The sequence below is a fragment of the Amycolatopsis bullii genome, from assembly GCF_014654205.1.
Classification (GTDB): domain Bacteria; phylum Actinomycetota; class Actinomycetes; order Mycobacteriales; family Pseudonocardiaceae; genus Amycolatopsis; species Amycolatopsis plumensis.
In genome coordinates this window covers 73,511-98,893 of sequence record NZ_BNAW01000019.1, presented here as the reverse complement: position 1 = coordinate 98,893, position 25,383 = coordinate 73,511, and the positions used below count along the sequence as shown (strand labels likewise).

At 72.4% G+C, this 25,383-nt stretch carries 26 protein-coding genes; 14 read left to right on the top strand and 12 right to left on the bottom strand.

Annotation, left to right across the window (positions count from 1 at the left end; translation table 11 throughout):
* Nucleotides 1–16: 16 nt before the first annotated feature.
* Entirely contained in the window at nt 17–292 is a 276-nt protein-coding gene (locus IE317_RS22100) for a YggT family protein (RefSeq protein ID WP_043776952.1), read from the top strand.
* Here IE317_RS22100 and IE317_RS22095 read toward each other — a convergent pair.
* On the bottom strand, nt 289–948 hold the full coding sequence (locus tag IE317_RS22095; RefSeq protein ID WP_191312972.1) for a TetR/AcrR family transcriptional regulator: 660 nt from the start codon (nt 946–948) through the stop codon (nt 289–291). The two genes, IE317_RS22100 and IE317_RS22095, sit on opposite strands and share 4 nt — an antisense overlap.
* Before the next feature lie 114 nt (nt 949–1,062).
* Between IE317_RS22095 and IE317_RS22090 the strand changes: the two genes are divergently transcribed.
* On the top strand, nt 1,063–2,298 hold the full coding sequence (locus IE317_RS22090) for an FAD-dependent monooxygenase (RefSeq protein ID WP_191312970.1): 1,236 nt from the start codon (nt 1,063–1,065) through the stop codon (nt 2,296–2,298).
* A 4-nt stretch (nt 2,299–2,302) separates the two neighbouring features.
* Nucleotides 2,303–3,265 (top strand): MCE family protein, encoded by a 963-nt coding sequence (locus tag IE317_RS22085; protein ID WP_191312968.1) that lies wholly within the window; start codon nt 2,303–2,305, stop codon nt 3,263–3,265.
* Here IE317_RS22085 and IE317_RS22080 read toward each other — a convergent pair.
* Nucleotides 3,262–3,669 carry a PaaI family thioesterase gene (locus IE317_RS22080; protein ID WP_191312966.1) on the bottom strand — a complete coding sequence of 136 codons (408 nt, stop codon included), beginning with the start codon at nt 3,667–3,669 and terminating at the stop codon, nt 3,262–3,264. The genes IE317_RS22085 and IE317_RS22080 overlap by 4 nt on opposite strands.
* Before the next feature lie 63 nt (nt 3,670–3,732).
* On the opposite strand from IE317_RS22080, the gene IE317_RS22075 reads away from it, so the two are divergent.
* Nucleotides 3,733–4,155 carry a MarR family winged helix-turn-helix transcriptional regulator gene (locus tag IE317_RS22075; protein ID WP_191312965.1) on the top strand — a complete coding sequence of 141 codons (423 nt, stop codon included), beginning with the start codon at nt 3,733–3,735 and terminating at the stop codon, nt 4,153–4,155.
* A 3-nt stretch (nt 4,156–4,158) separates the two neighbouring features.
* Here IE317_RS22075 and IE317_RS22070 read toward each other — a convergent pair whose 3' ends face one another.
* Nucleotides 4,159–4,893 (bottom strand): class I SAM-dependent methyltransferase, encoded by a 735-nt coding sequence (locus IE317_RS22070; protein ID WP_191312963.1) that lies wholly within the window; start codon nt 4,891–4,893, stop codon nt 4,159–4,161.
* Nucleotides 4,890–5,807: a proteasome assembly chaperone family protein gene (locus tag IE317_RS22065; RefSeq protein ID WP_191312961.1), complete on the bottom strand. Its 918-nt coding sequence runs from the start codon at nt 5,805–5,807 to the stop codon at nt 4,890–4,892. The genes IE317_RS22070 and IE317_RS22065 overlap by 4 nt, the downstream gene beginning before the upstream one ends.
* Before the next feature lie 173 nt (nt 5,808–5,980).
* Between IE317_RS22065 and IE317_RS22060 the strand changes: the two genes are divergently transcribed.
* The 7 genes from IE317_RS22060 to IE317_RS22030 all read left to right on the top strand — a co-directional run bounded on the left by IE317_RS22060 (nt 5,981) and on the right by IE317_RS22030 (nt 11,029).
* Complete coding sequence (locus IE317_RS22060) at nt 5,981–6,490, top strand: PH domain-containing protein (protein WP_191312959.1); 510 nt, start codon at nt 5,981–5,983, stop codon at nt 6,488–6,490.
* A 107-nt stretch (nt 6,491–6,597) separates the two neighbouring features.
* A complete protein-coding gene (locus IE317_RS22055) occupies nt 6,598–8,070 on the top strand; it encodes a PH domain-containing protein (RefSeq protein ID WP_229902846.1) in 1,473 nt (490 codons plus the stop codon).
* A gap of 76 nt (nt 8,071–8,146) precedes the next feature.
* Nucleotides 8,147–8,839, top strand: a complete 693-nt coding sequence (locus IE317_RS22050; RefSeq protein WP_191312957.1) for a family 16 glycoside hydrolase — start codon at nt 8,147–8,149, stop codon at nt 8,837–8,839.
* 122 nt (nt 8,840–8,961) lie between these two features.
* Nucleotides 8,962–9,747: an IclR family transcriptional regulator gene (locus tag IE317_RS22045; protein ID WP_191312956.1), complete on the top strand. Its 786-nt coding sequence runs from the start codon at nt 8,962–8,964 to the stop codon at nt 9,745–9,747.
* 31 nt (nt 9,748–9,778) lie between these two features.
* Nucleotides 9,779–10,282: a GNAT family N-acetyltransferase gene (locus IE317_RS22040; RefSeq protein WP_229902841.1), complete on the top strand. Its 504-nt coding sequence runs from the start codon at nt 9,779–9,781 to the stop codon at nt 10,280–10,282.
* A 133-nt stretch (nt 10,283–10,415) separates the two neighbouring features.
* Complete coding sequence (locus IE317_RS22035; protein WP_004561810.1) at nt 10,416–10,613, top strand: hypothetical protein; 198 nt, start codon at nt 10,416–10,418, stop codon at nt 10,611–10,613.
* Nucleotides 10,613–11,029 (top strand): VOC family protein, encoded by a 417-nt coding sequence (locus tag IE317_RS22030; protein ID WP_308443405.1) that lies wholly within the window; start codon nt 10,613–10,615, stop codon nt 11,027–11,029. The genes IE317_RS22035 and IE317_RS22030 overlap by 1 nt, the downstream gene beginning before the upstream one ends.
* Before the next feature lie 92 nt (nt 11,030–11,121).
* Here IE317_RS22030 and IE317_RS22025 read toward each other — a convergent pair whose 3' ends face one another.
* Together IE317_RS22025 and IE317_RS22020 are read right to left on the bottom strand one after the other, a co-directional pair.
* On the bottom strand, nt 11,122–12,390 hold the full coding sequence (locus tag IE317_RS22025) for an aminotransferase family protein (RefSeq protein ID WP_191312952.1): 1,269 nt from the start codon (nt 12,388–12,390) through the stop codon (nt 11,122–11,124).
* Between the two features lie 32 nt (nt 12,391–12,422).
* A complete protein-coding gene (locus IE317_RS22020) occupies nt 12,423–13,604 on the bottom strand; it encodes a CaiB/BaiF CoA transferase family protein (RefSeq protein ID WP_191312950.1) in 1,182 nt (393 codons plus the stop codon).
* Nucleotides 13,605–13,777: 173 nt separating this feature from the next.
* Here IE317_RS22020 and IE317_RS22015 point away from each other — a divergent pair, with 173 nt between their 5' ends.
* The gene (locus IE317_RS22015) at nt 13,778–15,697 is read left to right on the top strand and encodes an NPCBM/NEW2 domain-containing protein (RefSeq protein ID WP_191312948.1); all 1,920 of its coding nucleotides are present in this window, start codon (nt 13,778–13,780) and stop codon (nt 15,695–15,697) included.
* On the opposite strand, the gene IE317_RS22010 is transcribed toward IE317_RS22015, so the two are convergent.
* Nucleotides 15,687–16,673 carry an ArsR/SmtB family transcription factor gene (locus tag IE317_RS22010; RefSeq protein WP_191312946.1) on the bottom strand — a complete coding sequence of 329 codons (987 nt, stop codon included), beginning with the start codon at nt 16,671–16,673 and terminating at the stop codon, nt 15,687–15,689. The genes IE317_RS22015 and IE317_RS22010 overlap by 11 nt on opposite strands.
* A gap of 86 nt (nt 16,674–16,759) precedes the next feature.
* Between IE317_RS22010 and IE317_RS22005 the strand changes: the two genes are divergently transcribed.
* Nucleotides 16,760–16,999 (top strand): hypothetical protein, encoded by a 240-nt coding sequence (locus IE317_RS22005; RefSeq protein ID WP_229902840.1) that lies wholly within the window; start codon nt 16,760–16,762, stop codon nt 16,997–16,999.
* Here the strand turns inward: IE317_RS22005 and IE317_RS22000 are convergent.
* From IE317_RS22000 to IE317_RS21980, 5 genes are read right to left on the bottom strand one after another with little or no spacing between them, the layout of a single operon-like run.
* The gene (locus IE317_RS22000; protein ID WP_191312944.1) at nt 16,953–17,666 is read right to left on the bottom strand and encodes a GntR family transcriptional regulator; all 714 of its coding nucleotides are present in this window, start codon (nt 17,664–17,666) and stop codon (nt 16,953–16,955) included. The two genes, IE317_RS22005 and IE317_RS22000, sit on opposite strands and share 47 nt — an antisense overlap.
* A 4-nt stretch (nt 17,667–17,670) precedes the next feature.
* Complete coding sequence (locus tag IE317_RS21995; protein ID WP_191312943.1) at nt 17,671–18,456, bottom strand: SDR family NAD(P)-dependent oxidoreductase; 786 nt, start codon at nt 18,454–18,456, stop codon at nt 17,671–17,673.
* Nucleotides 18,457–18,458: 2 nt separating this feature from the next.
* Nucleotides 18,459–20,159, bottom strand: coding sequence for a hydantoinase B/oxoprolinase family protein (locus IE317_RS21990; RefSeq protein ID WP_191312941.1), 1,701 nt, complete (start codon nt 20,157–20,159; stop codon nt 18,459–18,461).
* Nucleotides 20,156–22,174: a hydantoinase/oxoprolinase family protein gene (locus IE317_RS21985; RefSeq protein ID WP_191312939.1), complete on the bottom strand. Its 2,019-nt coding sequence runs from the start codon at nt 22,172–22,174 to the stop codon at nt 20,156–20,158. Before IE317_RS21985 ends, IE317_RS21990 begins: the two co-directional genes overlap by 4 nt.
* A complete protein-coding gene (locus IE317_RS21980; RefSeq protein ID WP_268246896.1) occupies nt 22,171–23,793 on the bottom strand; it encodes a thiamine pyrophosphate-binding protein in 1,623 nt (540 codons plus the stop codon). Before IE317_RS21980 ends, IE317_RS21985 begins: the two co-directional genes overlap by 4 nt.
* Before the next feature lie 218 nt (nt 23,794–24,011).
* Between IE317_RS21980 and IE317_RS21975 the strand changes: the two genes are divergently transcribed.
* Complete coding sequence (locus tag IE317_RS21975; RefSeq protein ID WP_191312937.1) at nt 24,012–25,376, top strand: WS/DGAT/MGAT family O-acyltransferase; 1,365 nt, start codon at nt 24,012–24,014, stop codon at nt 25,374–25,376.
* The last annotated feature ends 7 nt before the right edge of the window (nt 25,377–25,383 follow it).

Below are 25,383 nucleotides of genomic sequence, written 5' to 3'. Positions count from 1 at the left end.
AAGGAACGGAGGGACCATGGGTGCGCTGGGAACACTGCTCGGCTTCTTGCTGAGCCTGTACCTGCTGGTGCTGGTCGCGCGGATGGTGCTGGACTGGGTCGCGGTGGTGGCGAACACCCCGCCGTGGGCGCGGCGCGCCCGCGGACTGGCCTACGCCGCGACCGAGCCGGTGATCGGGCCGGTGCGGCGGGTCGTGCGGCCGGTGCGGATCGGCGGGCTCTCGCTCGATCTGGCCTTCACGCTGGTCTTCGTCGGCGTGATCGTGCTGCGGGGAATCGTGTACGCGCTTTAAAGCGCGCCGCGGAACCCCGCGGACAGCCGGTCGACGCTGCGCTCGAGCTCGGCGCGCAGCCCCCGCAGGTCGACGCCGTCGGGGTCGATCAGGGCCTGCATCGAGATCCCGCGCAGCTGGGCCAGCAGCGCCGAAGCGTACGAATCGGGGTCGCGGACACCGGAGATCGACCCGTCCGCGACCCCGCTGGCCACGGTCTGCGCGATGGCGAACCGGAACCGGCGGTCGGCTTCGGTCAGCGCGCCGCGCAGGGCCGAGTACTCCGCCGCCGCGTCGCCCCACAGGGCCAGGAACGCCTGGTTGAGCGTCGGCATCGTGCGGATCAGCTCGAAGATGATGTCCAGCAGCGCGCGCAGCATGTCCATCGGGGTCGCGGTCGCCGCCCCGGTCCGGGCCGCGACGGCCTCGCTGTATACCTCGGTGAACTCCTCGACGGCGTGCTCGACGAGCCGTCGCCCGAGCCCGTCCTTGTCGCCGAAGTGCTGGAAGATCACCGACCGCGCGTAGCCGGAGCGGGCGCAGACACCGCCGATCTTCAGCCTGCCGAAGCCCTCTTCGGCGATCAGGTGAGCAGCGGCATCCAGGATGCGTGCCTCGACGACGCCGTCGCCGTCCTCCTGGATCCGGCCTTCGGCGGCGCGGTCCACCCGGGCCATGTTAGCGACTGCAACCGCGCGCCACCGGGTGAGCCGTCAGCGGACCGTGCGCGGACCGTCAGCGGCCGCCCGCACTCTCGGTCCCGGCATCCACCGACCCGAGAGGAACCTCCGATGACCGCCAAGACCGTGCTCGTCTCCGGGGCCGGCATCGCCGGCCCGTCCGCGGCCCACTGGCTGCACCGCGCCGGCCACCGCGTGACCGTCGTCGAGTCCGCACCGGCCCCGCGGCCCGGTGGCCAGGCCGTCGACTTCCGCGGCGAGCAGGTGAAACTGCTGGCCGCGATGGGCGTGCTCGACGAAATCCGCCGGTACGAGACGGCGATGGGCGACCAGACCGTGCTCGGTCCCGACGGCCGTCCGGCACTGACCGTGCCCGGCGCCGCCTGGAGCGGCGAGGTCGAGATCCTGCGCGGCGACCTCGCGCGGATCCTGTACCGGCACACCGCGGACCACACCGAATACGTCTTCGGCGACCGCGTCACGAGCCTCACCGAGACCGCCGACGGCGTCGAAGTCACCTTCCGCCGCGGCGCGCCGAGGAAGTTCGACCTGGTCGTCGGGGCCGACGGCGTGCACTCCGGCGTCCGGGCCGCCGCCTTCGGGCCGGAGGAGGACTTCCGGCGCGACCTCGGTTTCGGCATCGCCGGGTTCACCGCGCCCAACCACCTCGGGCTCGACCACACCAGCATCATGTACAACGAGCCCGGCCGCGGCCTGGTGGTGGGCAGCCACCGGCTGCCGGACCGGCTGCACGTCGGCCTGGTCTTCGCGGCCGACGGCATCGAGTTCCACCGCCGTACGCCCGGCGAGCAGGCGGCCCTGCTCGCGCAGCTGTTCGCCGACACCGGCTGGGAGACGCCGAAGCTGCTCGAAGCGCTCCCCGCGGCCGACGACCTGTACGTCGATTCGATCAGCCAGATCCACCTCGACCGCTGGTCGGCGGGCCGGGTGGTGCTGCTCGGCGACGCCGCCTGGTGCGCCGGGCCGGGCGGCTCGGGGACGGGACTGGCGATGATGGGCGCCCAGGTGCTGGCCGGCGAGCTCGCGGCGGCCGGCGGCGACCACGTGACGGCGTTCGCGAAGTACGAGCAGCGGCTGCGGAAGCCGGCCACGATCGGGCAGAAGAACGGCAAGGGCTCCGGCAACTTCCTCGCGCCGCGCACGGCCGCGAAGATCCGCAGCCGCAACCGCGGCTACCGGATGCTCAGCACGCGGCTGTTCGGCAGCATCTTCACCTGGATGACCGACCGGGCGGCCAACGCGCTCGAATACCGGGCCTACCCGCAGCTCGATTCCTCTCATCGGGCGATCCGGCTGGCGGCCGGGCGTGAGCCGGGTCACTCTTGACGCCATGTCAGCCCCGGTCAGGACCGCCCTCGCCGGCCTGGCCGTGCTGGCCCTGGGTGTGGTCACGGCGCTGAACGTCCGTTCCCTGCCGGTCATCGGCGACGGGACGACGTACGCGGCGGAGTTCGCCGAAGCGGCCGGGCTGGGGGTGGGCAACGACGTCCGCATCGCCGGCGTCGAGGTCGGCCGGGTGTCGGACGTCCGGCTGCGCGGCGACCACGTGCTGGTTTCCTTCCGGGCGAAGGGAGCCTGGCTGGGCGACGCGACGACCGCGGCGATCCGGCTGAAGACGGTGCTGGGCCAGAAGTACCTCGCCCTCGACCCACAGGGCGAGGCCACGCTCGACCCAGGCGCGCCCATTCCGCGGTCGCGCACGACGGTGCCCTACGACATCCTCACGGCGTTCGGCGACCTCTCGTCCACAGTGGACCGCATCGACACCACCCGGCTGGCCCGGAGCTTCGACACACTTTCGGCGACACTGGCGAACACGCCGCAGAGCGTCCGCGCGGCGCTGACCGGGCTCTCGCGGCTGTCGGATTCACTGGCGTCCCGGGACCGGCAGCTCGGGTCACTGCTGGGCAACACGCGGGTGGTGTCGCAGACGCTCGTCGACCGCGACGCGGCCGTCCGCCGCCTCCTCGACGACGGCAACGAGCTCCTGGCGGAGGTGATCAACCGCGAGACGGCGATCACCACCCTGCTCGACGGCTCCCGGCGGTTGTCGTCGGAGCTATCCGGGCTGATCGCGGAGTCACGCGTCGGCCCGCTGCTGGCCGACCTGGACCAGCTGACGTCGATGCTGCAGCGCAACCAGGACGCGCTGGCCGAGGGCATCCGGGGCTTCGCGCCGTTCGTCCGGCTGGGGACCAACATCGCGGGGAGCGGCCGCTGGGTCGACGGCTACCTGTGCGGGCTGGTCCTGCCGTCGTTCGGCCCGCTGAACGAAGAAGGGTGCCACGGCTAGGGTTTCGAGCGCGCGCTCCCCTGCGCGGCGGCGCACAGCACCGGCTCGCCGTCGGTGTCCACTGTGTACACATCGCACCGGCAGGTGGCCCGCGACCGCCCGGCCTGCACGACGACGGCGCGGGCCCGCAAGCTGACCCCGACCGCCGGGCGGAGGTAGTCGATCGCGAAGCCGGCCGTGAGCAGCGCCGGGCCGAGCACCGTTCCCGCCGCGAAGGTGAGTGCGTTGTCGGCCGCGTAGGCGAGCACGCCGCCGTGGAGGTAGCCGTTCTGCTGCTGGAGTTCCTCGCGGATGTCCAGTTCGAGCGTGGCCGCGCCGTCGCCGAACTCGGTCAGCCGGGCGCCGAGGAGCCGGCTGAACGGCTGGCTCGCCAGACCGGCGCGCGCTGCTGCGAAATCGAGCATGACCCCTCACTTCACTAGTGAAGTCAGCATGGCGCGGTCCGGCCGGGGCTGTCAAGATCGGGTGTGCCCGAATCCGATCAGCGCCTGTTCTTCCTGCTCCAGCAAGCCGCCCACCGGCTGCGCGTGGCGGCCGACCGCCGCTGCCTCGCCGCGGCCGGCATCACCACGGCCCAGCTGGGCGCCCTCTTCGCCGTGCGCGAAGGCGGCCTGACCCAGCGGGACCTCGCCGCGCGGCTCGGCCAGCGCGAATCCGCGGTGACGGCGATGGTCACCCGGCTCGTCGAGGCACGCCTGGTCGCCAAGCAGCCGCACCCCCGCGAGCACCGGGCGGTCGTCCTGCAGCTGACGGCGGCGGGCGAGGAAGCACTGACCCGCGTCGCGCCGGAGATCGAGGAGTTCAACGCGCAGCTGCGCGCGGTTCTGGGCGAGGCCGGCTTCCGGCAGACCGCCGAAGCCGTCGGCAAGCTGGCCCGCGAGGAGTGGTGAGCGCTAGGCCACGATCAGCCGGAACCCCGCGTCCCACTCCGGCAGCTCCAGCAGCTCCGCGTGCTCCCGCTGCCACCGCCCGGACTCCAGGTCCGCCCGCAGCCGGTCGATTCCCCGGGACACCGCCTCCGGCGCGGTCTGGGCCAGCGCCGAGCAGGACCGGCGCACCGCCGGGTCCAGGTAGGCCTCCGGCCGTCGCCAGTACGCCGGGAAGACGCCGTCCGTGAAGTCCCACGGCACCGGCAACGGCCGCACCGAAGACGCGCCGAGGAAGTCGGCGATCTCCGGCGCCGAAGGACGTGAGTCCTCGAGCGCGGCCACCTCCGGCACGTACTCCCGCACGAACCAGAAGTCGTTGTGCCGGGCCGTGTCGTACGCGAGGACGACCTGCCGGGACGCGACCCGCCGCAGCTCGGTGAGCCCGGCGCGCCAGTCGGGCCAGTGGTGCACCGTCAGCACCGCCAGCGCGGCGTCGAACGAGCCCGAGGCGAACGGAAGCGCTTCCGCGACCGCCCGCACGACCGGCGCGGCCTCCGGGGACCGCTGCCGGATCATCTCCGCCGACGGCTCGACCGCGACGACGTCCCGCGCGGGCGGCTCGTAGGACCCCGTTCCGGAGCCGACGTCCAGCACCGAAGCCGCGGAGCCCAGCGCGGACACCACCGGCTCGAGCCAGCGCGGGTCGGTCCGCCGTCCCAGCGCGTAGCCGACGCCGATCTCGTCGTAGCGGGCCGTCACCGCTCGGTCCCGTCGCCACCGTTCTGCTCGGCCAGGAACCGCTCGAACTGGGAGCCGAGCTCCTCCGCCGTCGGCATGTGCTCGACCGACTCCGCGAGCAGGCTGCCGCGGTCGGACGCCTCGACGAACGTGTCGTACTGCCGCTCCAGGGCGCGGACGACGTCGGCGATCTCGTCGGACTCCGCGACCTGGCGGTTGATCTCGGCGTCGGCCAGGTCCGCGGCCGCCCGCAGCTCGCCCTCGGGCAGGCTCAGCCCGGTCGCCCGGCTCAGCGCGTCGAGCACGATCAGCGAGGCCGCCGGGTACGTCGACTGGGCGAGGTAGTGCGGCACGTGCGCGGCGAAGCCCATGGCGTCGTGACCCCACTCGCCGAGCCGGTACTCCAGCAGCGCGGCGAGGCTGCCCGGCACCTGCAGCCGGTTCGGCAGCGGCTGGTTGTCGCCGACCAGGTCCTTGCGGGTGGCGTGCGCGGTGACGCCGAGCGGGCGGGTGTGCGGCGCGCCCATCGGGATGCCGTGGAACCCGGCGGTCAGCCGGACGCCCCAGCGCTCGACCAGGTTCCGGACCGCCGCGCTGAACCGCTCCCAGTCGTGGTCCGGCTCCGGGCCGGTCAGCAGCAGGAACGGCGTGCCGTCGGTGTCGTGCAGCAGGTGCACCACCAGCTCGGGCGCGTCGTAGTCCTCCCAGTGGTCGACCGCGTAGGTCATCGTCGGCCGCCGCGAGCGGTAGTCGATGAGCCGGTCGACGTCGAAGCGGGCGATCACCCGGTGCTCGCCGCCCAGCAGGTGCTCGGCCAGCAGACGGCCCGCCGAGCCGGCGTCCATGAACCCCTCGAAGTGGTGCAGCAGCACCGCGCCGGTCAGGTCGGGGACGTCCGAGTCCACCTCGTACAGGTCGTCGGGATCGAGTCCCACCGGGTCCTCCTGCTCTCCGCTATACCAATCCGTCAAGCACAACACACCCGGAGAGCGATTCCATTCCTCCGGCGGTGTCGCCGATCGTAACGCCACGCGATCGAGGCCCGACCGGATCGCCATCGTGACAACCGTCGTGGGCACGCAAGGCCCCGATCGGGCACGCTTGAGCGGTGAGCGAACACACCACGAGCACGGCGCCCCGGCTGCGGCCGCCGGCGCACCGGGTCAGCCGCCGGGCCATCGGCTACTGGACGGTCACCGCCTCGATCCTCTGGATCGTCCTGCTCGGCATCCAGACCCTCATCGTGGTGACCAGCGACGACGCGCCGTCGTTCCTGACCGTGACGCTGGTGCTCTCCTGCGTGCTCGGCCCGCTTCACCTGCTCGTGATGCCCCAGTGGCGCTACCGCGTGCACCGCTGGGAGGTCACCGGCGAGGCCGTCTACACGCAGTCCGGCTGGCTGAAGCAGGAGTGGCGGATCGCGCCGGTCTCGCGGATCCAGACCGTCGACATCGAGCGCGACCCCTTCGAGCAGCTGTTCGGGCTGGCGAAGATCACCGTGACCACGGCGTCCGCGGCGGGCCCGCTGCGGATCTCGGGGCTGGCGCACGACCGCGCGCTGGCCTTGGCCGACGAGCTCACGAAGACGACCCAGGCGGTGCGCGGGGACGCCACGTGAGCCCCGGCGACGCACTCTTTCCCGCGGAGGCGGCCGAAAGCACCGAAGCGATCACCCCACCCGCCGAGGGCACGCAGGAGGCGCCGTGGCACCACCTCGACCGGCGCATGCTGCTCATCCGGCCGGTGCTCGATCTGGTGAAGTCGCTGCCGGTGCTGCTGGGCGCGCTGTTGTTCGGCCACGGCGAACCGTGGCAGTGGGTCGGCCTCGTGTTCACCGCGATCGCCGTGTTCACCGGGGTTTCCCACGTGCTGACTTCGCGCTACCGGATCACCGAGTCGCAGGTCGAGTGGCGTACCGGGCTGCTGCAGCGCAAGCACCGGGCCGTCCCGCGCGACCGGATCCGCACGGTCGACGTCACCTCCGAGCCGAAGCACCGGCTGTTCTCGCTGGCCGCCGCGCGGATCGGCACCGGACGGCACTCGCACGGGAAGGGGCCGGGCAAGGACGAGCTCGTCCTCGATGCCGTCACCATCGCCGAGGCCCAGCGGCTGCGGACGCTCCTGCTGCACCGCAAGGCCGAGGCCGTCTCCGACCCGGACGCCGTAGCCGCCACGGCGCCGCCGGAGCAGCTCATCGCCGCGGTCGACAAGCGGTGGCTGCGGTACGCGCCCTTCACGCTGTCGGGGCTGGCGGTGGTGGGTGCGGCCGTCGGCACCGTCTACCACTTCGCACACGAGCTGCACTTCGACCCGATCCAGTTCTCGCTGGTCCAGGCCGTCGTCGGGCACTTCGCCGACACTCCCGTGTGGCTGAGCCTGGTGCTCGCCGCGGCCGGGCTGCTGGTGCTCGTCTCGCTGCTGTCGATCGGCGGGTACGTGCTGTCGTTCTGGAACTTCCGGCTCACCCGCGAACCCGGCGGCACCCTGCACGTCCGCCGGGGGCTGGTCACCACGCGGTCGGTGTCGATCGAAGAGGACCGCCTGCGCGGCGCCGAAATCCGCGAACCGCTGCCGCTGCGGCTGGCCGGCGGCGCCCGCTGCGTCGCCATCGCCGCCGGCCTGCGGGAAGGCAAGAGCGCGGACAAGGGCGGCAGCCTGTTGCTGCCCCCGGCGCCGCTGGCCCGCGCGCACGAAGTCGTCGCCGAGGTGCTGGGCGAGGACCCGGCCGCGACCCCGCTGGTGCGCCACCCGCGCCGGGCGCTGTACCGGCGGCTGTCCCGGGCCGTCCTCGGCGTGCTGCTGCTCGCCGCGGCGCTCTACGGCCTGGCCCGGCTCGGCGCGCTGCCGGACTGGCCGTGGCAGGTCGCGCTGGTGCTGGTGCCGTTCGCGGCCCTGGTCGGCTGGGACCGCTACCGCGGCCTCGGGCACGCGCTCACCGGCCGGTACCTGGTGACGCGGTCGGGCTCGCTGGACCGCGGCACGGCAGCGGTCCGCTGCGACGGGCTGACCGGGATCGTCGTCGAGCGCTCGTACTTCCAGCGCCGGGCCGGGCTGGTCACGCTGATCGCGCCGGTCGCCGCGGGCAAGGGCAAGTACCAGGTGCTCGACGTCGGCGAGGCCGACGGGCTGGCGCTCGCCGACCGGGCGCTGCCCGGCCTGCTCACGCCGTTCCTCACCGGTCACCGGGACCGTGGTTGACGCCCGGCCCGCGCCGCTCCTAACGTGAAATCCGCCGTCCGAACCCTCGATCCGCGTTCGACGAGAGGACGGCAAGATGTTTCGGAAACTCTTCGGTGTGCTGGCCGCGGGGATCGTCGCGGCCTCGGTCCCGGCACCGGCCGCGGCGGCCGAAAACCCTTACGGTGACCCGAATCTGGTTTCGATGTTCGACGGCACCGACCTGAGCGCGTGGACGTCGTCGAAAACCGGGCTCTGGTCGGCGGAAAACGGGGTCGTCCACGGCAACGGCACCGCGCGCGGCTGGTTGTACTACAACAAACAGCAGGTCGGCACGTTTCGGTGGATATTCAATGTCCGGCAGGTCAAGGGCAACCACAAACCGACCGTGCTGATCTGGGGCACCACCGACCCGATCCGCGATGCGCTGAGCGCCATCCAGTTCCAGCCGCCGAACGGGGGACACTGGGACTACCGGCCGGGGCACAACGACGGGGGCGGGAAACTGTTCCGGCAGCTGTCGCACCCGACCATCGACATCAAGAAGTGGGCGCAGTGCGAGCTGATCGGCGACGCCGCCACGGGTGTCGCGCGGATGGCGTGCTGCCCGCTCACCAGCACGACGATCACCTGCAAGGGCGTGGAAGTGCTGCGGTTCGCCGACAAGACGGCCGGGCGCGTCGGCCCGCTCGCGCTGCAGGTGCACAACTCGGGGATCCAGGACGAGTACCGCGGGCTCTACGTCGAGTCACCCGTGGTGACGAAACCGGGCGAATTTCTCACCATGTGACCTCGGCGCGACGGCAAACGCCCTTTTCCTGGCCCATTGCTGGCCTTCCTTTCACACTACGTGCTAATTTATTCACCCCGTGTGATAGCGAAGGTAGTTTTTGTCTCACCGAGAGGGTCACGATGACGCCTGCCGTCAGTACCGTCGACGGTTCCGCCACCACTTCCCCGCGCCGCACCCCGGGGGCCAGCAGTTCCCGCAAGGTCCTCCAGCTGCTGCTGGCCTTTTCGGAGCGCCGGTGGGAGGCGAGCGTCGCCGAGCTGGCCGCGACGATCGGGACCCCGGTGGCGACGACCTACCGGTACGTGGCCCTCCTCAAGGAGCTGCAGCTGCTCGAGGAGGGCCGGGCCGGGCACTACCACCTGACCAGCCAGGTGATGCCGCTGGCGCGGGCCGCGCAGCTGGCCAACGACATGGTTCGGCTGGCGCGGCCCGCGATGGAGGAGGCCGCGCGGGAGCTCGGCGAGACGGTGATGCTGTTCCAGCGGTTCGGCGACGCCGCCGTGTGCGCGGACCGCGTCGAGTGCGACCGCGCCATGCGGTTCACGTTCGAGCCGGGGCATTCGCTGCCGCTCGGCGTCGGCGCGTCCGGCAAGATGCTGCTCGCGCTGCTGCCGGAGATCGAACGCGACCGGCGGTGGGCGTCGATCGTCGAGCAGCGCGGGACGGCGGTGCGCGACGAGCTGAAGCAGGCGCTGGAGAACCGGTACGCGGTCAGCTCCGGCGAGCTCGACGAGGGCGTCTGGGCGTGTTCGGTGCCGGTGCAGACGATCGGCAGGCGGCCCACCGTGCTGAGCATGGCCGGCCCGGCCGCCCGCATCACCGAAGAGGCCCGGCAGACGGCGATCGCCGCGCTGCAGGAGTACGCGATCCGCATCCAGCGGGCGATCACGTCTTATTCGCTGTGAGAATTCCGCCCGGGCGCGTAGAACTGCCCGGGTGATCCGGCTCGCGCGCCCCGACGACCTGCCCGCGCTCATCAACGTCGAGCGCGAGGCGGGTGCGCTGTTCCGCGACGTCGGCATGGCCGCGATCGCCGACGACGACCCGGGTTCGGTGGCGGAGCTGACGGTGTTCCAGGCGGCGGGCCGCGCGTGGGTCAGCGTCGACGCAGCCGACCGGCCGGTGGCCTACCTGCTCGCGGAGGTCGTCGACGGGCACGCCCACATCGAGCAGGTCTCGGTCCGGCCGCCGCACGCGCGGCGGGGAATCGGCAGCGCGCTGATCGAGACGCTCGCGGAGTGGGCGGCGGCGCGCGGGCTGACGGCGCTGACGCTGACGACGTTCGAAAACGTGCCGTGGAACGCGCCGTACTACGAGCGGCTGGCGTTCCGGGTCGTCCCGGCCGCGGAAATCGGCGACGGCCTGCGCTCGATCCGCCGTGCCGAAGCGGCCCGCGGCCTCGACGCCTGGCCGCGTGTCGCCATGATCCGACCGCTCTGACCTGCGGTTTTGATTGATTGTCCCCTACTTGGGGGAGAGAGTGGCGCCGTCGGTCGAACATGTGTTCTACTGTGCCCTGCCGGTCCCGGAGGGGGAAGCTCCGCGGGCCGGCCCACATACTCGGGAGGTAGTCGTGGCGGTCAAGATCACCCACCTGACGAACGGCCAGCAGGTGCGCTTCGCCAACGCCGACGGTGCACGCCGGTACGCCGAAATCATGGGTGGCGGCGTGGACAAGTGGCGCTTCACGGTCGTCCCCGAGGACCCGATGCTCCGGAAAATGTCGGACTCGGTGGTTAATGTGCCGGTATGGCGCATGACTTCCAGGTAGTGGTGGATTCGGCCGACCCGCACGTCCTCGCCGACTGGTGGGCCGAGACGCTCGGCTGGACCGTGGAACCGACGGACGAGGACTTCATCCGCGAGATGATCGCGAAGGGGTACGCGGCGGAGGCGGAGACCCGGACCCACCGGGGTTCGCTGGTGTGGAAAGCGGGAGCGGGGATCCGGCACCCGGACTCGCCACCGGAGGGGCCGCCGAAGCGGATCCTGTTCCAGGAAGTACCGGAGGCCAAGACGGTGAAGAACCGGGTCCACCTGGATGTGTGGGTGGGCGCGGACAACGTCGAGGCAACCCTGGAGAAACTCAAGTCGCGCGGCGCGGAGTTCCTGTGGCGAGGGCGGCAGGGCCCGCACAGCTGGGTGACCATGGCCGACCCGGAAGGCAACGAGTTCTGCATTTCGTGAGGTGCCCGGGCCGGGTCGGCGGCGAGCTGGGGGCGCCGCCGGCTTGGTGAGGGCGCTTTCCTGCCGTCGGAGGACAGGAAAGCGCCCTCCCCTCACACCTGCGCCGCCAAGCGGTCCAGCGCCTTCGGCAGGGCCGCCGCCAGCAGGTCCAGCTCCGGTTCCGCCGCCACCAGCGGCGGCGACACGGCCACCCCGCGGCCCAGGTTCCGCACGATCACACCCTCGTCGCGGCACGCCCGCTGCAGCTTCACCGGCGCGCCCGGGTCCGCGTCCACGACCTCCGCCGTCAGCTCCACCGCCGCCAGGAAGCCCAGGCCCGCGCGGATCTCCTTCACCAGCGGGTGTCCGCTGACCGAGGACACCGCGTCCGCCAACGGCTTCTCCAGCTCGCGACCGCGCGGGATCAGCCCGTCGCGCTCGTAGATGTCCAACGTCGCCAGCCCCGCCGCGCACGCCACCGGATGACCCGCGTACGTCGGGCCGTGGCGGAAGATCGGGGCGCCCGGCTTCCCGGTGAAGAACGGCTCGGCCACCCGCGGAGCCACCACCAGCGCACCCAGCGGGATCGTGCCGCCCGTGATGCCCTTCGCCGTCGTGATCAGGTCCGGCCGCACCGGCCAGCGGTCGATCCCGAACCACGTGCCCAGCCTGCCCCAGGCCGCGATCACGCAGTCCGCCACGAACAGCACCTCGTGACGGCGGCAGATCGCCGCCACCTCCTCGAGGTAGCCCTCCGGCGGCAGCAGCACGCCGCCCGCGCCGATCACCGGCTCGCAGAAGAACGCCGCCACGCGGGACGCACCGACCCGCTGGATCTCCGCCTCCAGCACTGCCGCGTCGTCGTACGCAACGTGGGAAAACGAAGGCGGCTGCGGGCCGACGCCCGCCGCGTTCGCCGGGATCCCGCCGACCGCCGTGCCGAACCCGTGCGTTCCGTGGTAGCCCTGCGCCCGGCCGATCACGTGGACCTTCTCCGGCCGGCCCGTCTGCGCGAAGTACGCCCGCGCGAGCTTCACCGCCGTGTCGATGACGTCGCCGCCGCCCGAGCCGAAGAACACCTTCGACCCCGGCTCCGGGGCCAGGGCCGCGACGCGGTCCGCCAGCTCGATCGCCGGCCGGTTCGCGTTGTAGCCGAACAGGTTCCACGAGTCCAGCTCCCCCAGCTGGCGGGAGACCGCTTCGGTGATCTCGGGACGGCCGTGGCCGAAGTTCGCGTACCAGAGCGACGCCGTCGCGTCGAAGTACCGGCGGCCGGCGTCGTCCCAGACGTACGACCCCTCACCGCGGGTGATGACCATCCGGTCGCCGTCGACCGCGCCCATGTCGGCGAACGGGTGCCACAGGGCGTGCTGTGCTGACATCGGTCCTCCTTGTTCCTGTCCCATCCCTACCATCAGTCCAGGAACTCCGCGATCTCCTCGGCCGAATACCCCAGCTCGGCCAGCACCTCCGCGGTGTGCTGCCCCAGGGTCGGCGGGGCGGACGTCGGCCGCGCCGGGGTGTCCGACGCCTTCACCGGGAAGCCTGTGCCCACGTACGTCCCCACCGTCGGGTGCGGCAACCGGACCACCTGCTCGCGCGCGGCCGCCCACGGGTCCGCGTAGACGTCGTCGATCTCGTTGATCGGGGCCGCCGGGATGCCCGCCGCGTCGAACGCCTTCATCCACTCCGCCGCCGGGCGCGTCAGGAGCACCGGCTCCAGCAGCGCGTTCAGCTCGTCACGGTGGGCGGCGCGAAGAGCGTTCGAGGAGAACCGTGGGTCGGCAGCGATGTCCAGGCCGAGCACGCCGCAGAACGCGTGCCACAGCTTCTCGCTGCCGACCGCGATGATCAGCCAGCCGTCGGCGACGTGGTAGCCCTGGTACGGCACGATGCTCGGGTGCGCCGAGCCCATCCGGCGCGGGCGCGGCGCGTCGTAGAACACCGCGCCCGCCGCGTACACGTGCCAGGCCAGCTGACTGTCCAGAAGGGACACGTCGAGGTACTGGCCGCGGCCGGTCGTGTGCCGGGCCTGCAACGCCATCAGCACGCCGATGATCGCCCACGTCCCCGCGTTCAGGTCGGCCACCGGCAGCCCGACCTTCGCCGGCGCGCCGTCCGGCTCGCCGGTCAGCGACATGACGCCGCCGAGGGCCTGCGCCACCAGGTCGTAGCCCGCGCGGTCGCGGTACGGCCCGGTCTGCCCGAACCCGGTGATCGACACGTGGATCAGCCGCGGGTTCAGCGCGGACAGCTCGGCGTACCCGATGCCCCACTTCTCGAGCGTGCCCGGCCGGAAGTTCTCGACCAGGACGTCGGCGTCCGCGACCAGCCGCCGCAGCGCCTCCCGCCCGCGGTCGCTCTTGAGGTCGAGCACGATCCCGCGCTTGTTCCGGTTCGCCGCCAGGTAGTAGACGGCCTCGTCGCCGACGAACGGCGGCCCCCAGCCGCGGGTGTCGTCGCCGTGGCCCGGCGGCTCGACCTTGACGACGTCCGCGCCCATTTCGCCGAGGTATTGGGTGCAGTAGGGCCCGGCGAGGATGCGGGAGAGGTCGACGACCTCGATCCCGTCCAGCGGGCGGACAGCAGGGGGCATCGACGGCTCCTCGTCAGGCTCGGCATCAGCCCCCTTTCTACCCGCCGGGCTCGGGAATTCACGCACCACGCGCCCGCCCCGGCCACCCACCCGGAGGCGGCATTTCTCCCCTCATGCCCGGTTCGCCCCCACGTCACCCTGGAGATCTTGTCCGCGGTCCCGGGGAGGGAACCATGCGCCGGTTCGGGGTCCTGCTGCTCGCGCTCCTCACCTTCGGCACGGCGCTCGCCGCACCGGCGGCCGCCGACGAGCCGGTCGTCGCCGCGAAGCCACCCATGGGCATCTCGTGGTCCCGCGGCTGGAACCAGTGCCCGCGGATCGACGACACGAAGGTCCGCGCGGCGGTCGACATGCTGGTCACCAGCGGCCTGAAGGAGGCCGGCTACACCTACGTCAACATCGCGGGGTGCTGGGCGGCCAAGACGCGCGCGGCGGACGGGAAGCTGCAGCCGGACCCGGCCAAGTACCCGGACCTGCCGGGACTCATCGCGTACGTGCACGCCAACGGCCTGAAGTTCGGGCTGCACAGCGGCACCGGCACGCTCGTCTGCGGCAGCGCGATGCCCGGCTCCCGCGACCACGAGGAACTGGACGCGCGGACGTTCGCGGCCTGGGGCGTCGACTACCTCGAATACGACACGTGCGGCGGCGAGAACGGTGTCGCGGCGGCCGCCGAGAAGATGGGTGACGCGCTCAAGGCGACCGGGCGGCCGATCCTGTTCGCCATGATCGACACCTTCTCGGCGAACTACCGCCAGTGGGAGTGGGCCCCCGGCGCCGGCGCGCACACGTGGCAGCTCACCAGCGACCTCCCGGACAACTTCCCGTCCGCGATGCTGGCCGTGGACCAGCAGATCCCGCTCGCCGGGCACACCGGCCCCGGCGGCTGGAGCGACCCCGGCTACCTCAACTTCAGCATCCTCGACCCGTGGGTGCGGCGCGCGCAGTTCTCGTTGTGGGCGCTGATGAACGCGCCGCTCATGCCGAACGAAGCGTTCCCCCTGGACACGCTCGGCAACCGGGACGTGATCGCGGTCGACCAGGACTGGTCCGGGACGCCCGGCCGCAAGATCCGCGACCTCGGCGACGCCGAGATCTGGGCGAAGCCGATGTCCGACGGCTCGGTCGCCGTGCTCCTGCTGAACCGCGGCTGGACCGCCCGGACGATCGCGGTCGACCTCGCGGAATCCGGGGTCGCGGCGGCGCCGGTCTACCGGGTCCGCGACCTGTGGACCGGCGCCGAGCTGACCAGCACCGGCACGCTCCGCACGTCCGCGGGCGCGAATTCCGGGACGTTCCTGCGCGTGTGGCCCGGTCAGCCCGCCCCCGCCGAGCCGCTGGTGACCCTGGGCGTGGAGCTGCCGGAGGGCTTCCTGGCCGGCCAGGCGGTGCCCGGCACGGTGACGCTGACCAACGACGGCGACACCCCGATCACCGACGCGCGCTACACGATCACCGTGCCGTCCGGGTGGACGCTGGACGGCCCCGCGCAGGTCGACGTCCCCCGGGTTTCGCCGGGCAGCACGGTGACGCGCGAAATCACGCTGCGGCCGACGGCGGCCCCGGCGGCGAAGGTGCTGGTCGGGGCGAGCGGCGGGTACACGAGCGAGTTCGGCCCGCGCACCGCGGCGGGCTCCGCCGAGACACCGCTGGTGACCGCCCCGGGCACCGGGACGACGTACCTGAGCACCCGGCCGTGGCTGTACTCGGAGAACGGCCTCGGCCCGGTGGAACGCGGCAGCGTGGCCAACGGGCGGGCGATGGCCATCGGCGGCGTGGGCTACCAGCCGAACAGCGGGATCGGCGTGCACGCGCCGTCGGTGATCCGCCTGTACCTGGGCGGGGCGTGCAAGTCGTTCACCACCCAGTACGGCGTCGACGACGCATCGGGCCCGCGGGCGACGGTGGCGTTCCGCGTGCTGGGCGACGGCCGGGAGCTGTTCGCGACGGGGATCGTCCGGCGCGGCACGCAGCCGCAGAAGCTGACCATCCCGGTCACCGGGGTCCAGCAGCTGGCCATCGCGGTCGACGACGGCGGCGACGGGTCGGCGGACGAGTACGCCGACTGGATCGCCCCGAACGTCAGCTGTTGACGCCTCCTTCGAGGAGGGCGACGGCCTGGGCGGTCCGCCGATAGAGCACGTACCGCCCATCCCGCACCTTGCTCACCAGACCCGCCCGGTGCAACGCGCTCAAGTGATACGACACGGTCCCCGGGCTGTACCCCGTCCGGGCGGCGAGCTCCGCGGTCGACCGCGCGAGGTCGAGCTCGGTCAGCAGCGCCGCCCGGGCCGCCCCGACGACCGGCGCGATCCGGCCCGGCCGGTGGCCGGCGCCGGTGCCGACGCCGTGCGCGGGGTAGCAGAGGACGACCTGGCCGGGCACGTCGATCTGGATGCTGATGACCGGCCAGCTGAGCACCCCCGGCGCGAGGACCAGCTCCCGGCCGGAGACGTCGGCCTCGCCGTCGAACGGCTTCACCACCGTGATCGCGTCGCCGGCCCAGCCGATCGTGTGATGCAGGCTGCCGAGCACCCCGCCGACGCCGTGACGGGCGATCGCCTGCGCGCGGTGGGTGATGTCCCGGTCGAGGACCGCCTGCAGGCCGGCCCAGTCCTCGGCCAGCGCGTCCCGCCAGAACCGGGCGAGGCCGTTGGCCAGGCGCCGGGGCATCGACCCGGACTCGACGCTGCGCCGGGCGGTCACCGGCAGCGGTCTGGTCCAGTGGACCTGCGTGTGGGCCAGCACCTGTGTCTCGACCTCGTCCTGCGGAGTCGCCTCGATCCGCGCGATCTGCTCGTCGAGCAGGTCACGCGGCCGGGTGGCCGTGCCGGGCTGCGGGGTGAGCAGGTCCGGCGTGTAGACCTCGCCGGGGCGCGGCAGCAGGTCGAGGAGCAGGGCGACGTCGGGGTGGGCGAGCGCGCCGCGGGCGAGCGGGCCGGGGTCGCCGAACACCGGGTGCCGTCCCGCGTCGGCGGCGAGCTTCAGCCAGGCGAGGGACTCCGCCGCGAGGGACGGGGAAAACCGTGTCCTGGCCACCGTCTCCGCGTCGACCCGCAGCTTGAACACCCGACCGACGGTAGCAGCGGAGACGGCGGATTTGAACCGGCTCGAATCCTTTCCGGTCGGCGGTTGTCCCGGGGTTGAGTGGGGTGGTGTGCTTCCGACGTGCGCGAACCGCCGCCGCCGTGGCCGCCGTGCTGCTCACCTCGGCACCGGCCGCCACGGCCGCCCCGGCCACCGCCGGCTACGGCACGTGTTCCGTCGTCCGCACGATCGCCTTGCGCAGCTGGGTGGCCGGCCCCGATGGGCGGTACCACCCGGTCACGGTCCGCAAGCCGTACGCGATCAGCGTGGCGTTCCCGGTGATCCGCTTCCGGCCGCCGGCGTACTGAGTTCGAGCAGCCGGGCTTCGGCGTCACGCAGGTAGCGGTCCAGCGCGGCCTCCGCGGCGTCGAACCGCCCGCGGCGCAGGTCGCGCAGGATCTGCTCGTGGCAGTCGAGGAACGGCTCGTAGAACTCGCGCGTGTTCTCGTTGAGCACGAAGAACAGCCGCGTCTCGGCGAGCACCTGGCGCATCGTCGCGGACAGGCGTTCGCTGCCGGCCAGGTCGGCGAGGGCCTGGTGGAAGTGGATGCTGGCGGTGCCGACCGACGGCCAGTCCTCGGCCGCCGCGGCCACCCGGCCGTCGCGCAGTGCCGCTTCCACCTGCGAAAGGTCCACTGCGGACAACTCCGCCGCGCGGCGCAGGGCCCCGCATTCGGTGGCCCGGCGGACGACGTAGAGGTCCTCGATGTCCTCTGTGGTCAGTTCACGCACGAACACCCCGCGGTTCAGCTCGTGCACGGCCAGCCGCTCGTGGGCGAGCAGCTGGAACGACTCGCGCAGCGTGTTGCGCGAGACGCCGAGCGCCGAGCTGATCACCGGCTCGGACAGCCGTTCACCGGGGGCGAAGACGCCGTCGGTGATGTACTGGCGCAGGATCGCCGCGACCCGCTCGGCCGTACCGCTGCGCTCCAGCAGGGGCCGCGCGCTCTCCAGTCCCGAGGCATCGACGGTCACGGCACTACCTGACGCCGAGTTCGAAATCGAGGCTGTACCGGTTCCCCGGCATCGCCCCCGCGGCCTTCGCGCCGTCGATCGGCAGCACGACGCCGTTGACGAACCGGGACTCGTCGCTCGCCAGGAACACCACGGCCTTCGCGACCTCCCAGGCCTCGCCGACGCGCGCCGCGGGCGTGCTGGCGACCAGCTGGTGCTGCTTGGTCTCGAACTCCTCCGGGGAGTTCAGCGTGCTGCGCAGCATGTCGGTGTCGATCGCGCCCGGGTTCACCGTGTTGGCCCGGATGCCCTGGTGCGCGTGCGCGACGGCGATGGACTTCGTCAGCCCGACCAGCGCGTGCTTGGTGGCGTTGTACACCGGGTCGCCGGGACGGCCCATCACGCCGCCGTTCGACGACGTCGTGATGATGCTGCCCGCCTTCTGCGCGATCATGTGCGGCAGCACGGCGCGGGTGCCGAGGAAGGCGGCCCGGACGTTGAGCGCGAAGATGTGGTCGAACTCGGCGAGCGTGGTGTCCACCAGGGACTTGCCGAGGTGGATGCCGACGTTGTTGAACAGCACGTCGATGCGGCCGGCCTCGGCCAGCACGCCGTCGACGAACGCCGCCACGGCGTTCTCGTCGGTGGCGTCCACTATGGAATGGCGGTAGCCGTCGAGTGCTTCCGCGGGCTCGCGGATGTCGGACGCGAAGACCGTCGCCCCCTCGGCGAGGAACTCCTTCACGGTGGCGAGGCCGATGCCCCGCGCGCCGCCGAAGACCACCGCGACCTTGCCGGCCAACCGACCCATGTTCACTGCCCCGCTCTCAGTCGTGCTGTCTGCTCTTCGTCCACCGCGTAGTCCTCGGGCAGCCGGACGAGCGCGTCCGGAGCCCCGAGGTACCGCACCTCGACGCCGTACACCTCGCGCGCCGCGGCCACCGAGACGTACCCCTCGACGACGTCGGCGAGCACCGCCGCCACCGGTCGTCCGGCCGGTGGCCCGTACCCCCCGCCGCCGGGCAGCGTGACGTCCACAACGGACCCGGCCGCCAGCGGCACCCGGCTCTTCGCGGGCAGGTCCGCCCCGCCGCGCAGGCCGAAGCGACCCGGCGCACCGGGCTGTCCGCCGTCCACACCGGACGCGGCGGCGCGGACCCGGTCCACGTTCCCGTTGACGCTCCAGGACGGCACGCCGAGTGCACCCATCGTGGTCACCTGTCCGAGTCCGCCGCGGAACCGGCCCGCGCCGCCGGAGTCCACGCGCAGTTCCCGCGTGTGCTGGACCAGCGGCGCCATGGTTTCGATCACCTCGGTCGGCGTCGACCGCAAACCGCTCGGGAACCCGGTGGTGGACAGGCCGTCCTTGTCCGCCCGCGCGCCCATCCCGCCGGTCTGGAAGACGTTCAGCATGAACCCGGGCCCGCGCCAGATGGTCATCCACAGCGCGTCCGCGCCCGGCGCGATCGCCGCGGCGGGCAGCGCGCCGATCAGCAGCGACGGCAGGAAGTGGCCGATCAGGTGCCGGGAGGCGACCGGTGCCGGCGGCAGGCAGTTCAGCACCGAGCCTTCGGGGGCGGTGACGTGCACCGGCCGGAACGAGCCGGCGTTGTGCGGCACCTCCGGCGAGATCGCCGCCTTGACCGCGAACGACGCATACGCGCGCGTGTAGTTGAGCACCACGTTGATCCCGCGACGGCTCTGCGGCGAGGAGCCCGCGAAGTCGAGGTGGATCTCGTCACCGTCCACAGTGGCCGTGATCCGCAGGACGATCTCTTCGTCGTCGAAGCCGTCGGTGACGACTTCGTTGGTGTACGTGCCGTCGGGCAGTTCCCGCAGCGCGTCGCGCAGCGCCCGCTCCGAGCGGTCCATGATCTCGGCGGCGACTTCGTCGAGGCTGTCCAGGCCGAGCTCGTCCAGCAGCCGCAGCAGGCTCGCCGCGCCGACCTCGTTGCCGGTGACCTGCGCGTACAGGTCGCCGATGGTCTCCTCCGGGGTCCGGACGTTCGCCCGGATCAGCCGTTCCAGGCCGGCGTCGACCTCGCCCGCGCGCAGGAACTTGAGGATCGGCAGGCGCAGGCCTTCCTCGAAGACCTCGTGGGCTTCGGCGGACACCAGCCGCCCGCCGATGTCCGGGGCGTGGCAGCAGGACGCGAACCAGGCGACCAGCCGGCCGTCCAGGAACACCGGGGTGGCCACCGTGATGTCGTTGATCTGCCCCGCGGTCTGCCACGGGTCGTTGGTGAGCAGCACGTCCCCGGGTTCGAGGGTCTCCGGCGGGTGTTCGGCGACGAAGTGGTGCATGCCGGTCGCCATCGCGTTGATGTGCCCCGGCGTGCCGCCGACGGACTGGCCGATCATCTCGCCGCGCGCGTCGAACACCGCGCAGGCCAGGTCGAGCGACTCGCGCACGACCGCGGAGAAGGCCGTGTTGACGAGGGCGTTCTGCTGTTCGGCGAGGATCGAGTGCAGGCGGTTGCCGAACAGCCCGACGACGATGGGGTCGACGCTCACACCGTCACCTCCAGCGCGCCGTCCTCCCGGACGACGCAGTGCGCGCCGGGCGGGACGACCAGAGTGGACTCGCGTTCCTCCACGATGGCCGGTCCGTCGACCCGCGCGCCGGGTTCGAGCCGGTACCGGTCGAACACAGCCGTGTCGACAAATCCACCAGTCGACGGGAAGCAGGCCCGCCGGGTGCCCTTGCGCGCGTTCCCGGTGAGCTGCCCGGGAAGCCGCAGCACCACGGCCGGTTTCGGCCCGCTCGACACGACCCGCCAGTTCAGCACCTCGACACCGACCTCGGGTCCGGTGCGCCGGTAGAGCGCGCGGTAGGTGCGCGTGAACTCGTCGATCAACGTTCCGGGCCAGGGACCGTCGTGGACCGGGACGCGGATTTCGTAGCCCTGCCCGGCATAGCGCATCTCGGCGACGCGGTGGTGCGTCACGTCGTCCACTCCGGACTTCGCGAGCAGCGCCGCACCTTCGGCTTCCATCTCGGCGAACAGCGCGTCGACCTGCGCCCACGCCAGGCCGTGGACGGCCGCGCGCGCCGACCGCACGAAGTCGAACGCCAGCGGCGCGGTGAGGAACCCGGCCGCGCTCAGCACCCCGGCGGCGGGCGGCGCGACGACCGACGGCGCCCCGAGCGCCCGCGCGACCCCGGCGCCGTGCACCGGACCCGCCCCGCCGAAGGTGTACATCGGCAGTTTCGCCGGGTCTTGCCCGCGCTCGACGGCGTGCACGCGGGCGGCGTTGGCCATGTCCTCGTTGACGCTCGTGTGGATGCCCCAGGCGGCCTCTTCGACACTCACCCCGAGCGGATCGGCGATCTTCTCGCGGAGCACTGCTCTCGCCGCTTCGGCGTCCAGGCGCATCTCGCCGCCCAGGAAGTAACCGGGGTCGAGGTAGCCGAGCACGAGGTCGGCGTCGGTGACCGTGGGCTCGGTGCCGCCGCGACCGTAGCAGACCGGGCCGGGCTCGGACCCGGCCGAATCGGGGCCGACGGTCAGCAGCCCCAGCGCGTCGATGCGGGCGATCGAGCCGCCGCCGACGCCGATTTCGATCATGTCGGTGACCGGCACCCGCACCGGCAGCCCGGAGCCGGGCCGCAGCCGGTACTTGCGGTCCACTTCGAACTCGTGGGTCACCAGCGGCGCGCCGCCCGCGATCAGGCACAGCTTCGCCGTCGTGCCGCCCATGTCGAAGGCCAGCAGGTCCGGCGGCCCCAGCTCCGCGGCCGCCAGCGCGCCACCGGCCGGGCCGGACTCCAGGATGCGGATCGGGTACCGGGCCGCGGTGTCCACAGTGGCCAGTCCGCCGTTGGACAGCATGATGTGCGGCGCGCGGCGGATCCCCAGCCGGTGCAGCCGCCGTTCGAGGTCGCGCAGGTAGCGCTCGGTGAGGTGCTGGACATAGACGTTGGCGACCGTGGTCGACGTCCGCTCGAACTCGCGGATCTCGGGGACGACGTCGGAGGACAGCGCCACCCGCAGGCCGGGTGCGACCTCGGCGAGGATCTCGCCCGCCCGGCGTTCGTGCGCGGGGTTGGTGAACGCGTGCAGGAAGCAGACCGCGACGGCCTCGATCCCCCTCTCGGCCAGCTCGCGGCCGAGCCGCGCCACAACGGACTCGTCCAGTCCGGTGTGGACGGACCCGTCGGCGAGGATCCGCTCCGGGACGTCGAACCGCAGGTGCCGCGGCACGAGCGGCGCGGGCAGTTCCAGGTGCAGGTCGTAGAGCTCGTACCGGTGCTCGCGGCGCATCTCCAGGACGTCCCGGAAGCCCGCGGTGGCCAGCAGGGCGGTCCGCGAGCCCGTGCGCTCGATCAGGGCGTTCGTGACCAGCGTCGTCCCGTGCACCACCTGCTCCACGGCCGAGAGGTCCGGGAGCAGGGCCGCCAAGCCCTCCTCGACCGCCCGGGCCGGCTCGTCGTGCGTGGTCAGGACCTTGCCGACGGCGACGATCCCGGTCTCGTCCACCGCGCAGAGGTCGGTGAACGTGCCGCCGATGTCGACGCCGACCCTCATGTCCGGTACCACCGCGGCGAGGTGTTCAGCGGCGGCTTGAGCTTGGCCTTGACGACCAGCACGTTCGGCTCGTCCGACTCGACGAACTCGCCGAGCAGCCGCCGGAACGCCCGCCCGAAGCCGGAGACGCGGTCGGCGTGCACCCCGAACGACCGGGCCAGGCCGACGAAGTCCGGGCTGTCCCAGTCGACCCCGCGGTGCGGCAGGCCCTCGCGGTCCTGGTCGTAGCGCAGCATCCCGTACCCGCCGTCGTCGACGAGGACGACAGTGACCGGCAGCTGCTCCTGCGCCAGTGTGGCCAGATCGCCGCAGCCGTAGAGGAAACCGCCGTCGCCGGTGATGCAGATGGCCCGCCCGGTGCCGGCCGCGGCCGCGCCGAGCGACGCCGGGAAGCCGTAGCCGAGGGTGCCCCAGCCCATCGGGTAGGCGAGCTTGCGCGGCGCCCGCACCCGGTGGAAGCCGCCGACCCAGTACCCGGCGACGCACATGTCCGAGACGAGCACGGCGTCCGTCGGCAGCACCTCGTCCAAAGTGGACAGGAAGTCGTAGGCCTGCGGTTCCTCGTCGCGAATCCGCTGGCGCACGCGCCGGCCGATCCCGGCCAGCCGCAGCGTGACGTCGTCGAGGCCGTCCCGCTGCTTCGGCAGCAGCCGCTCGACGATCGAGCGCGCGTCGCCGACCAGCGTGAGGTCGGGCCGGTAGTTCTTCGCGGCGTCGTCGGCGTCGACGTTGACCGCGATCAGCCGGGGCGGCTGCGGCATCCGCCAGTTCTGCGTCATCAGGCCGTCGAAGTCGGTGCCGATGGCCAGCACGACGTCGGCTTCGTCCCACAGCTCGCCGACCTCCGGCGTGTGCACCGGGTTCGGCGCCAGGCACGGGTGGTCGAGCGGCAGCAGCCCGCGGGCGGCGAACGTGGTGATCACCGGCGCGGCGAGCTTCTCGGCGAGGGCCCCAATCGCCTCGCCCGCGCCCGAGCGCAGCGCGCCGCCGCCGGCCCAGATCAGCGGTTGGTCCGCGTCGGACAGCATCGCCTCGGCCCGCGCGAGGTCGGGGACGTCGACGTCGGGCTTGCGGTGCGGGGCGGGCGGACGCCGGTGCGGCACCTGTTCGCGCAGGTAGTCGGTCGGCACGCCGAGGTAGACCGGGCCGCTCTGCGGCAGCTGGGCGAGCCGGGCGGCGCGGTGGACGGTGGTGCCGATCTGGTCCGGGGCCCGCACGGTGAAGCCGCCCTTGGTCACCGGCGCGAACATCGCCTGCTGGTCGGACGTCTCGTGCAGCACACCGCGGACGACGCCGGGCCGCCGCAGCGTCGACGGGATGTCGGTCGCGATGACCAGTACCGGAGCCGCCGACGCCATGGCTTCGCCGACCGCGCCGAGGGTGTTGGCCGCGCCGGGGCCGGTGGTGACCAGCGCGACGCCGAGCTTGCCGGTGGCGCGGGCGTAGCCGTCGGCGGCGTACCCGGCGGTCTGTTCGTGGCGAACGCCGACCAGCTTGATGCGGGTTTCACCGAGCGCTTCCCACAGTGGCAGGTTGTGCACCCCCGGAAGGCCGAAGACGATCTCCGTTCCGAGCGCTTCCAGCGCGTCCACCAGCTCCCGAGCACCACTCACAGCCACGGCGCGGATACTGCCAGATCGTTCAACGATCTGGCAATCGGCCCCTCGACGAGGGTTGGCTCACGCCAGCCCCGCCGCCGATCACCCGCGTTCGGCCATCGGTGGCACGGACGTTTCCCCTGCGCCGCGGGCGGTCATCCGAGGCGGAGTAGAACGTGATCCACCGGCGGCCGCCGAGCGCGTAGAGTCGGCGTGCCGAGCTCGAGAGGTGATGTCCCATGGCGATGATGCCCGTGACCGATTCGATGTTCCTCCTCGTCGAAACGCGCGAGCATCCGATGCACGTGGGCGGTCTCCAGCTGTTCAAGAAACCCGAGGGCGCGGGCGACGAGTACCTGCGCGATGTCCGGAACAGCCTCCTCGAATCGGACAACATGCGCTCGGTGTTCCGGCGCCGCCCGGCCCGGCCGGTGAACACGATGGGCCACGTGGCCTGGGCGACCGACGACAACCTCGAACTCGACTACCACTTCCGGCATTCGGCGCTGCCGCGGCCGGGCCGCGTCCGCGAGCTGCTCGAGCTGACCGGCCGCTGGCACAGCACCCTGCTCGACCGGCACCGGCCGCTCTGGGAGACCCACCTCATCGAGGGCCTCGACGACGGCCGGTTCGCCGTCTACACCAAGGTCCACCACGCGCTGATGGACGGCGTTTCGGCGTTGCGCCAGCTGCAGGGCACCCTCTCGGACGACCCGGCGGACAGGGACTGCCCGCCGTGGTGGGGCACCCGGCGCGAGCCCGGCGGCGAGCGCGAAAAGCGCCCGCGGTCGCTGCTCGGGACCGCGCGCAAGACCGCCAACCAGCTCGCGAGCCTGGCGCCGGCCGCGATGAAGGTGGCGCGGGAGGCGTTCGGTGAACACACCCTGACCCTGCCGGGGCAGGCGCCGAAGACGATGCTGAACGTGCCGATCGGCGGCGCGCGGCGGTTCGCGGCGCAGAAGTGGCCGCTGGACCGCGTCCGGCAGGTGGCCACCGCGGCCGGGGTGTCGCGCAACGACGTCGTGCTCGCGATGTGCTCGGGTGCGCTGCGGGACTACCTGATCGAACAGCGCGCCCTGCCGGACGCGCCGCTCATCGCGATGGTGCCGGTGTCGCTGCGCCGCCAGAACGACCCGGGCGAGGCGGCCGGCAACAACATCGGCGCGCTGCTGTGCAACCTGGCCACCGACCTGCCGGACGCGGGCAAGCGGCTCGTCACCATCCACCAGTCGATGCGCAACGGCAAGCGGCTGTTCTCGGAGCTGACGCCGGTGCAGACGCTGCTGCTGTCCGCGGTGAACGTCGCGCAGCTCGGCATCTCGCCGATCCCCGGCATCGTGAAGAACACGCGGCCGCCGTTCAACCTGGTGATCTCGAACGTGCCCGGCCCGCGCAAGCAGATGTACTGGAACGGCGCCCAGCTCGACGGCATCTACCCGGCCTCGGTGCTGCTCGACGGCCAGGCCGTGAACATCACGCTGACCAGCAACGGCGACCACCTCGACTTCGGCATCACCGGCTGCCGCCGCAGCGTTCCGCACCTGCAGCGAATCCTGACACACCTCGACACAGCCTTGGTGGAACTCGAAGCTGCAGTAAGGTAGCCCGCTC

Bases quoted from the DNA above. Each gene is read 5' to 3' on its own strand.
- IE317_RS22100 (WP_043776952.1), top strand. From the start codon at position 17: ATGGGTGCGCTGGGAACACTGCTCGGCTTCTTGCTGAGCCTGTACCTG.
- IE317_RS22095 (WP_191312972.1), bottom strand. From the start codon at position 948: ATGGCCCGGGTGGACCGCGCCGCCGAAGGCCGGATCCAGGAGGACGGC.
- IE317_RS22090 (WP_191312970.1), top strand. From the start codon at position 1,063: ATGACCGCCAAGACCGTGCTCGTCTCCGGGGCCGGCATCGCCGGCCCG.
- IE317_RS22085 (WP_191312968.1), top strand. From the start codon at position 2,303: ATGTCAGCCCCGGTCAGGACCGCCCTCGCCGGCCTGGCCGTGCTGGCC.
- IE317_RS22080 (WP_191312966.1), bottom strand. From the start codon at position 3,669: ATGCTCGATTTCGCAGCAGCGCGCGCCGGTCTGGCGAGCCAGCCGTTC.
- IE317_RS22055 (WP_229902846.1), top strand. From the start codon at position 6,598: ATGCTGCTCATCCGGCCGGTGCTCGATCTGGTGAAGTCGCTGCCGGTG.
- IE317_RS22050 (WP_191312957.1), top strand. From the start codon at position 8,147: ATGTTTCGGAAACTCTTCGGTGTGCTGGCCGCGGGGATCGTCGCGGCC.
- IE317_RS22045 (WP_191312956.1), top strand. From the start codon at position 8,962: ATGACGCCTGCCGTCAGTACCGTCGACGGTTCCGCCACCACTTCCCCG.
- IE317_RS22025 (WP_191312952.1), bottom strand. From the start codon at position 12,390: ATGTCAGCACAGCACGCCCTGTGGCACCCGTTCGCCGACATGGGCGCG.
- IE317_RS22020 (WP_191312950.1), bottom strand. From the start codon at position 13,604: ATGCCCCCTGCTGTCCGCCCGCTGGACGGGATCGAGGTCGTCGACCTC.
- IE317_RS22015 (WP_191312948.1), top strand. From the start codon at position 13,778: ATGCGCCGGTTCGGGGTCCTGCTGCTCGCGCTCCTCACCTTCGGCACG.
- IE317_RS21995 (WP_191312943.1), bottom strand. From the start codon at position 18,456: ATGGGTCGGTTGGCCGGCAAGGTCGCGGTGGTCTTCGGCGGCGCGCGG.
- IE317_RS21985 (WP_191312939.1), bottom strand. From the start codon at position 22,174: ATGAGGGTCGGCGTCGACATCGGCGGCACGTTCACCGACCTCTGCGCG.
- IE317_RS21975 (WP_191312937.1), top strand. From the start codon at position 24,012: ATGGCGATGATGCCCGTGACCGATTCGATGTTCCTCCTCGTCGAAACG.